Origin of the sequence: Flavobacterium sp. Leaf82 (assembly GCF_001422725.1) — a bacterium.
GTDB lineage: Bacteria > Bacteroidota > Bacteroidia > Flavobacteriales > Flavobacteriaceae > Flavobacterium.
On the sequence record NZ_LMMA01000003.1, the window covers coordinates 130,141 to 138,387 of the forward strand.

12 protein-coding genes are annotated in these 8,247 nt (G+C 30.6%); 2 read left to right on the forward strand and 10 right to left on the reverse strand.

Going from position 1 to position 8,247, the window contains the following annotated elements; genetic code table 11:
• The first annotated feature begins 91 nt into the window (after positions 1 to 91).
• On the forward strand, positions 92 to 445 hold the full coding sequence (locus ASF10_RS04840) for a winged helix-turn-helix transcriptional regulator (RefSeq protein WP_056246131.1): 354 nt from the start codon (positions 92 to 94) through the stop codon (positions 443 to 445).
• Between the two features lie 246 nt (positions 446 to 691).
• Here ASF10_RS04840 and ASF10_RS04845 read toward each other — a convergent pair whose 3' ends face one another.
• Positions 692 to 1,633 (reverse strand): GyrI-like domain-containing protein, encoded by a 942-nt coding sequence (locus tag ASF10_RS04845; RefSeq protein ID WP_056246134.1) that lies wholly within the window; start codon positions 1,631 to 1,633, stop codon positions 692 to 694.
• A gap of 185 nt (positions 1,634 to 1,818) precedes the next feature.
• On the opposite strand from ASF10_RS04845, the gene ASF10_RS04850 reads away from it, so the two are divergent.
• The gene (locus tag ASF10_RS04850) at positions 1,819 to 2,232 is read left to right on the forward strand and encodes a helix-turn-helix domain-containing protein (RefSeq protein WP_056246136.1); all 414 of its coding nucleotides are present in this window, start codon (positions 1,819 to 1,821) and stop codon (positions 2,230 to 2,232) included.
• 84 nt (positions 2,233 to 2,316) lie between these two features.
• On the opposite strand, the gene ASF10_RS04855 is transcribed toward ASF10_RS04850, so the two are convergent.
• The 9 genes from ASF10_RS04855 to ASF10_RS24405 form a co-directional block, all read right to left on the reverse strand.
• A complete protein-coding gene (locus tag ASF10_RS04855) occupies positions 2,317 to 3,054 on the reverse strand; it encodes an SDR family oxidoreductase (RefSeq protein ID WP_056246139.1) in 738 nt (245 codons plus the stop codon).
• A gap of 78 nt (positions 3,055 to 3,132) precedes the next feature.
• Complete coding sequence (locus tag ASF10_RS04860; protein ID WP_056246142.1) at positions 3,133 to 3,702, reverse strand: Crp/Fnr family transcriptional regulator; 570 nt, start codon at positions 3,700 to 3,702, stop codon at positions 3,133 to 3,135.
• A gap of 64 nt (positions 3,703 to 3,766) precedes the next feature.
• The gene (locus tag ASF10_RS04865) at positions 3,767 to 4,090 is read right to left on the reverse strand and encodes a hypothetical protein (RefSeq protein WP_056246145.1); all 324 of its coding nucleotides are present in this window, start codon (positions 4,088 to 4,090) and stop codon (positions 3,767 to 3,769) included.
• A gap of 3 nt (positions 4,091 to 4,093) precedes the next feature.
• Positions 4,094 to 5,008 (reverse strand): helix-turn-helix domain-containing protein, encoded by a 915-nt coding sequence (locus ASF10_RS04870; protein ID WP_056246148.1) that lies wholly within the window; start codon positions 5,006 to 5,008, stop codon positions 4,094 to 4,096.
• 30 nt (positions 5,009 to 5,038) lie between these two features.
• Complete coding sequence (locus tag ASF10_RS04875; protein WP_056246151.1) at positions 5,039 to 5,353, reverse strand: hypothetical protein; 315 nt, start codon at positions 5,351 to 5,353, stop codon at positions 5,039 to 5,041.
• An 11-nt stretch (positions 5,354 to 5,364) separates the two neighbouring features.
• Entirely contained in the window at positions 5,365 to 6,171 is an 807-nt protein-coding gene (locus tag ASF10_RS04880) for an SDR family oxidoreductase (RefSeq protein WP_056246154.1), read from the reverse strand.
• 114 nt (positions 6,172 to 6,285) lie between these two features.
• Entirely contained in the window at positions 6,286 to 7,059 is a 774-nt protein-coding gene (gene lpxA / locus ASF10_RS04885; RefSeq protein WP_056246157.1) for an acyl-ACP--UDP-N-acetylglucosamine O-acyltransferase, read from the reverse strand.
• Between the two features lie 68 nt (positions 7,060 to 7,127).
• Complete coding sequence (locus ASF10_RS04890) at positions 7,128 to 7,688, reverse strand: Crp/Fnr family transcriptional regulator (protein ID WP_056246159.1); 561 nt, start codon at positions 7,686 to 7,688, stop codon at positions 7,128 to 7,130.
• 254 nt (positions 7,689 to 7,942) lie between these two features.
• The coding region (locus ASF10_RS24405; protein ID WP_206743355.1) for a hypothetical protein at positions 7,943 to 8,247 on the reverse strand (305 nt) is incomplete at its 5' end.

The following is an 8,247-nucleotide window of genomic DNA, read 5'->3' on the forward strand; positions in this document are numbered from 1 at the left end:
TGTTTACTGATGCAAATTTAAATAGGTTTAATTTATTTTAGTAACTTTGTAACCAAAAGTAACAGTAACCTTGAAGTAACAAAGTAACCTTATGGAATGTAAACCAATTGAAAAAGAGCTACACAAAAAAGAGATGATGGCAGTGCAGGATTCAATGGATGTGTTGAGCGGGAAATGGAAAATAGCCATTATTTCCTCGATTTGTTATTATAATAAAAGACGATTTTCTGATATCCTGAATGATGTAGTTGGAATTTCTAATAAAATGTTGAGTAAGGAACTAAAAGAGTTAGAAGTAAACAAACTAATCAATCGTTTGGTTCTTGACACACAACCCGTAAGTGTACATTATGTACTTACAGATCATGGAAAAACGCTCCAGACAATCATTAATAATTTGACAGATTGGGGAATAGAACATCGAAAAAAAATTATTGAGGAATAGATTTGGTTTTGTTTCCAAAGCTATAGAAATTGCAAGTTTCTTTATATTATTTATAAAATGACACGAGAACAGTTTCTTGAAGTTCACAAAAAAAACTCCTTAATTTCTTAAGGAGTTTTTTTATAAATTATTTTTAAAAGTATTTGATTGTAAAATTGAATCTCAAACCTTTAGTCAGAGAAAACAGGATTAAAAATGATAATTTCATTAAACTTGCATTTATTAAGTTTCTATATTTTAATATGATCAAAGTAATTTTATAGGAATATAAATATCGATGATATGAAAGTTTTCCGGATGTAATTTAGGATCATTTAAATGACTTAAAAAGAAATTTCGATTATCTGGCTGATAGCCATTTTCTTCAAACCAAACATCATAAATATAATTCCAGGTCTTGAAACATTCAGACATTGGCGCTTCTTTATGAAAAATAGCATACAAACCGCCACTTATTTTTGTATTACCAATTAATCCTTCACCAACTGTATTTTCAGGAACAGACAAACAAACATCTGCCTGAAGCATTCCGTCTAAATTAGCATTGCTTCGATAAACAGTCAATGCTTTTGTTTCAGGAAAATTAATTAAATTTCTTGGCGCAGCCCAACTAAAAAGCTGGTCGAACATGTTGCTAAATGTTTCACTATCATGATTGTGAATATTTAGATTTCTGATGTAAATGACATTAAATTCTTCTATTTTTTTGATTTCAAAATCAAGTTTCATTATTGCACTCATCGCATTATTTTTTAAATTATTTAATTTGAGTGCAAGGTAATCTCCAATTTTGGTCTCCGTTTGTCTAATATTGCTATCGATTATACCAATATTGCTATTTTTATATTGTTTGCGCCATTCGCTTGGAGTCGTGTTTTGAACTTCACGAAAGCTTCTTGAAAAAGACGAAATACTTAAAAACCCACAATCAATAGAAATTTCATTAATTGTTTTTGAAGGATTGTTCATCAGGAAAAAAAGAGCTCTTTCAATTTTTGCATTCCTAATAAATTCATTTATTGTAGTTCCGGTTACCGACTTGAAAATTCTATGAAAATGAAATTTCGAAAAATTAGACAACGAAGCCAACTTCTCTAACGATAAGTCTTCATGAAGATTTTCCTTAATATAATCAATACTTTTATTGATTCTAAAGTAATACTCCTTAATAGATTCTTCTTTTGTCATGAAGTTGGATGTGTATTTTTGCGAAGGTAAAATTAAAATTATATTCCATGTCTCAAAAATCGTACTTTTGTTTTATACAATAAGCAATAGTTTATAGCACACCAAATCATTTTTATGGTATCGTACAACGCTAAATATGTTTTTTATATATTGTTTGTTATTACCCTTAACATTATCTTTGAATTATGAGCACAATTACAAAATCAAATCACATTGGGCGAAAAATTAGTCGAATTCGTGAACTTCGAGATATGAAACAAGAAGCATTGGCACAAGCTTTGGGCATGAGTCAGCAAACGATTTCTGCACTGGAAAACAGTGAATCTATCGATGATGACAAACTTATTCCTGTGGCAAAAGCCTTAGGAGTAAGCCTGGAAGCGCTTAAAAATTTCTCTGACGAAGCCGCAATTAGTTATTTTAATAATTTCTACGATAATAGTCAGGGAACTGTCGGGAATAATAATCATCAATGTACGTTTCATCCGCTTGATAAGTTAGTTGAATCGTACGAAGAAAATAAAAAATTATACGAACGTTTGGTTCAGGCTGAAAAAGAAAAAGTTGAATATTTAGAAAAAATATTAAACGGAAAATAATCCTTTTATAAAAAACATATCATTTTATAATGCAAAAAACTCCTTAAGAACTTAAGGAGTTTTTAATTTAATATTATCTATATATTACCAAGGACTTATTCCTGTTTCATCATCAATATCATTGCTGAAAAATTTTCCTGTTGGTCCGTTTTCATCTGTAAGCGTGTGTTTAATGATAAATTCAGCGGCACTTTCGATTGTTCCGGGTCCGTTATGATGATTAAAATCTGTTGCAGTGTAACCCGGATCGATTGCGTTTACCTTAAATGGCAAATCTTTTAGCTCATAAGCAAGATTAATTGTATATGCGTTTAGTGCTGCTTTTGAAGTTCCGTAACTTGACGATTTAAAATTATAATATTTCCAATTAGGATCGCTGTGCAAAGTCAAAGATCCAAGACCTGATGTAATATTGCTAATTCTTGGATTATCAGATTTTTTAAGCAGCTCTAAAAATGCCTGCGTAACACTGATCACACCAAAAAAGTTTGTGTCAAATACTTCCTGAATATCTTTTATCGAAGTATCTGATGCATTTTGTGGTAATGCTCCGCTAATTCCTGCATTATTAATTAAAATATCTAATTTTCCATGTTCGTTTTGAACGATGTTTTTCGCAGCCAAAATAGAATTTGGTTTTGTAACATCTATTTCAATTGCCTGGATATTCTCATATCCGCTTGCAGTTAATTCCTTTACCGCAGTTTTTCCTTTTTCAAGATCACGCGCTCCTAAATAAACAAATAGTCCTTTTTTAGAAAGTTCTTTTACCAATTCTAAACCAATGCTTCTATTTGCTCCTGTAATTAATACTGATTTCATTTTTGTTGTTTTTTAAATTATTAAAACAAAGGTCATCGATTTAAGAATGAAATCATTTGCCATTTGGCAAAAAGCAACTTAGCTTATATTTTTTCTTATTCGGCTTAATGAAGATTGAGTAATTCCTAAATAAGACGCGACAAAAGAAAGCGGGACACGATTGACAACATTTGGATAAATTTCTAAAAATTTCAAATAACGCGTAGTTGCATCTTCTGAAATCTGCGGACTTCTGCGTTCTACTTTTTGCATTAATGCTCTTGAGACAACTTTATGTACGATAGCATCCCAATTCACGATGGTATTAGAAAGTTCTTTCCAGTCTTTTTTAGAAAAAACCATAATAGTAGTATCTGTAATAGCCTGAACATAGGCTGTTGAAGGGATTTCATTCTCAAAACTTTCTAAATCAACAACCAAATTATTTTCGTCAATAAAGTATTTCGTGATTTCTTCTCCTTTATTATTGTAATAACAAACCCTTACAATACCATTTAAAACAAAACCCACTTGCTGTGCAACTTTTCCAGCCTCAGAAAAATATTCATCTTTATGAAGTTCGAGTATATTGGTTTTTTTCAAAACCAAATCTATTTGCTGCTGATTTAAACTGCCAAATTGCAATATGTATTCTATAAATTCTTTCATAATACTAAGTTAAGCAAACTTATTTTTACAGAATTTGCCATTTGGCAAAAAATAAATCATAAAATTATTCTCCCAGCAAACTTTCGGTTTTACTTAGAAATTCTTCCGTAACTGTTTCAATATTAATATCCATTCTTTCAGCCAAAACAGTAAGCCACCAAATAGATTCTCCTATTTTATGACGAAGTTCTTCAATCGTGTTTTCTTTTGGCCAGCGTCCTTGTTGCGACATTACCTGCCGTCCTACTAAACCTGCATCTGTTAAAAAAGCCAATGCGTCTTCTTCAACACTCCATTCGCTTCCGTGATGCAATAGTTCTAATTCGTGATAACGTTGTCTTATTTTTAAAGAGCGCTCTTTTAATTGTTCGAAATTTAATGATGCCATAATTTAATTTTTATTGAATAATTCTTTAAAAGCTATAGGACTTAAGTTGGTCTTTTTCTTGAATAATTTATTAAAAGATTGCGGATGTTCAAATCCTAACTTATACCCAATCTCTGACACAGATAAAGTTCCGCTTGCAATATATTCCTTTGCTTTCTCTATTAATTTATCATGAATAAACTGTTGCGTGTTTTGACCACAAAGATTACGCAGCAAATCACTTAGATATCTTGAAGATAAATTTAGTTCTTCTGCTAAAAACTGAACAGTAAGAACTCCATTTACCAATGTCTTTTCCTGATCAAAATAATCATTTATTATATTTTCTAATTTCGCAAGTACATCATGATTTACAGCTTTTCTGGTAATAAATTGTCGATTATAAAAACGATTACTGTAATTAAGCAAAAGCTCTATTTGAGATATAATTACATCCTGACTAAAATTATCTATGCGTTCATTAAGTTCATTCTGGATTGAGGCAAAAACCCCTAAAATAATTTCCTTTTCTTTCTCTGACAAATACAAAGCCTCGGAAGCAGAATAATTAAAAAACCCATATTTTTTAATAGCCGTATTTAAAGAATAAGGGCGAATAAAATCCGGATGAATATGCAATGACATTCCGCTATAATCAACTTCTTCATCCTGCATTTTCAAAATTTGTCCCGGAGACACAAAGGACATTCCTCCTTCTTCAAAGTCATAAAAACCGTGACCGTATCGTAACTTTCCCTTAAAATGAGTTTTAAAGGAAATTTTATAATAATCTAAAATAATTCCCCGCTCAAAATCTTTTGGATCAAAGATAGCTTCTCCATAATTCAAAATACTAATAAGCGGATGCATCGGCTTTGGCTGTCCCATTGCAACATGCAATTCAGAAATTGTACTGAATATCTTAGGTTGATTTTTCATTTTACTGATTTATTTATAAACATCAGATTTCTATTCTTTTCGTAAACTTAGAAAATGTTCGATTGGGGCAATATTCCAGCTCACAGTACTTTGATCAATCATATCATGTACAACAGAATCACTCAATTCTGTCATTAATTTATGCATTGCATTTGTACCGTCTTCTGCACTTTCCCATAAAAGCATGTCATATACAATACCCTTTTTCAATTCGAAAATACTTCTGGATAAAAAACCTTTCTGTCTTTTCAAAAATTCATCAATCTCATTATTGGCATCAATAAATTGTTTCAACGTAAAATTATTTAATTTAAAGGTAGTAAGTTCTATAGCTTGATTTTTCATCTTATATAATTTTAAAAAGTAAACATAGTTTTAATGTTCTGAACCTGTGTTTCTGCACCTAGGCTAACTCTTTCATTATATAAGGCAATTGCATCATTTCCTGCAACATATCTTAATCTATTCTCATTATCTGTTGCAGCTTCAAAAACTATTCGAGCAACATCTTCTACCTTTGTATAATTTGCTAATTGCTCAGCGCTATAACCTTTACTTACTTCTGCAGTCAATTGCTCATATGCAACATGTTGACCTAACTCCATAGATCGTACAGCAAAATCTGTTTGCATTCCTCCAGGAGCAATAATTTTTACTTGAATCCCAAACTGAGCTAACTCATATGCCATACTTTCTGAAAAACCATCTATAGCAAATTTTGTAGCACTGTAAATCGAGCAGGTAGGAAATCCGATTAATCCAAAAGTAGATGTAATATTAATAAACATACCACTCTTTCTTTCACGAAAATGAGAAGTAAAAGCTTTTGAAACTCTAACAACACTAAGTAAATTTGTTGTCACCTGACGTTGAATTTGTTCATCATCCAAAGATTCCAAAACTCCAATTAAACCGTAACCGGCATTATTCATAACAACATCTACTGAATATAAATCTGTAACTTTTTTAATTATTGAAATAATTTGTTCCGGATTAGTCACATCTAAAGGAAGTATGATGACATCTTTCAGTTTCGTTAATTCGGTTTCTTTTTCAGGATTACGCATTGTTGCAATTACGAGCCAGCCTTTACTTTGAAATAATTTTGCTGTTGATTTCCCTAAACCCGATGAAGCTCCTGTAATAAAAATTGTCTTTTGCATTTTTTGATTGTTTAAATTTATAATGCAAAAATCGAAAGAAGTGCCATGAAGAATGTAGCCATATTTGACTTTCTATTAGCCATAATGACCGTGACAACCGTTTTAGATAGTTTACTAATCCATAATTCCTTTTATAATTCCTCGAGTAGATCTTTTAATAAAATTTAAAATAATATCACGCTCTATCGTCTGTTCAAGATTTTGCTCTATTAAATTCAAAGCATTTGTAATATTTCTTTTTTCTTGAAAAATAATACGATAAATATCTTTTAATTCATTAATTTTCTTTTGCTCAAAACCTCTTCTTTTTAGCCCTGTTAAATTCAAATCATAATAAGATAACGGCTCTTTTGAAGCCAGGATATAAGGAGGAATGTCTTTTACAATACGGCTCATTCCGCTAATCATAGAATGCTCACCAATAATAGAAAACTGATGTACGGCTGTGAAACCACTAATATTAGCCCAATCACCAACAATTACTTCACCTGCCAGACCTACATTAAAACCAATAATACAATTATTACCAATAAAACAGTCATGACCTATATGAGCATTTGCCATAATTAAATTGCCGTTTCCTATAGTAGTCCTACCTTTTGATAAAGTACCTTTATTGATTGTGAAAAATTCTCTAATGATAGTATTGTCTCCAATCTCTAATAAAGTATATTCACCTTTGTATTTCAAATCTTGAGGAACTCCACCTAAAATAGCACCTGCATGTATCTGGCATCCTTCACTAATTCTTGTCCCATTTAAAATATTTACATTATTACCAATCCAGGTATTATCTCCAATTACGACATCATCTTCAATAGTTGAAAAATTTCCAATGTGTACATTTTTTCCAATTATAGCCTTATGGCTAACTACAATATTTTTCAATTCTCACTATTTTTTTTATACTGAGTACAAATATTTGGAGAAAATAAGTTTTAATTATTGATCTAAAGTCAAGTAATTTGAGCTCTAATTCTACTTAAGGTTTCTGGGTTTACACCAATTAAAGATGCAATATCTTTCAATTTAGCTTTTAGAATAATTTGAGGAAATGACTTTAGCAGATAAAAATATTTTTCATGAGCAGTCATTGAAGTATAATGATGAAATTCATTTAACCTGGAAAGATAAAATCGTAGTAATTTAATGTGAAACTTAGAAAACAGAGGATATTCTAATAGTAATTGTTCATCTTGATGTGACAAAGAATATACTATGGTATCTTCACAAGCCTGAAAACTTTCAAAAGAAGGCTTTTGCTCAAAAAAGCTACTCAATGATGTAACAAACTGATTATCGGTATAAATCCACTTTGTAACCTCTATTCCATCCTGTAGACTGAACCGCTTGATCAAACCAGATTTTATAAAATAAATTTTAGTACATATTTTGTCTTCATTGATAATGAATTCATTTTTCAGAAACTTGTCTTCTACAAAATATTTTTTTACAGCCTGTTCCGTCTCTGAATCCAATTTTTGTAGGCTATTTATCGTATTTAATAATTCGGTCATGATTCAAATATTGCTCAAGCAAATTTATTAAATACAAGTTAAGAATGATTATTTAAAATGAAATGATACTAAATTTTAAAATGAAGTTAAAACATAAGATTTAGGCCAATACCAAATCTCTTGCACTACATAATATTATAAAATTCTTTATAGAAGTTAAAAAACAAAGCAAACTTGTTTTTCGAGCCAATCAAACTTTACGTGTATATTTTCAGATAGAATAATATTGGTATTTCTCTGATTCAAGCTTTAGACTAAATGTCTTGTGAGAGAGTTTTTTTTGAAGAGTAAGCCATAATTAATAGTATCAGGCATATGAATACTGCTTTTATCCCTAACATGGCTTGGAGTAGGGAAAAGCCCCGTTTAATATACAAATCACATTTCCGAGCATCTGATCTTGTATAGGTGGAATAAAAATAAGTTTTTGTATTTATTTTGGCTAAAAAAGGGATAAAACACAATATTTTATAAAACAAAAAACCCTGATTCTTTGGAATCAGGGTTTTTAAAAAGAAAGGCGACGACATACTCTCCCACATAACTGCAGTACCATCTG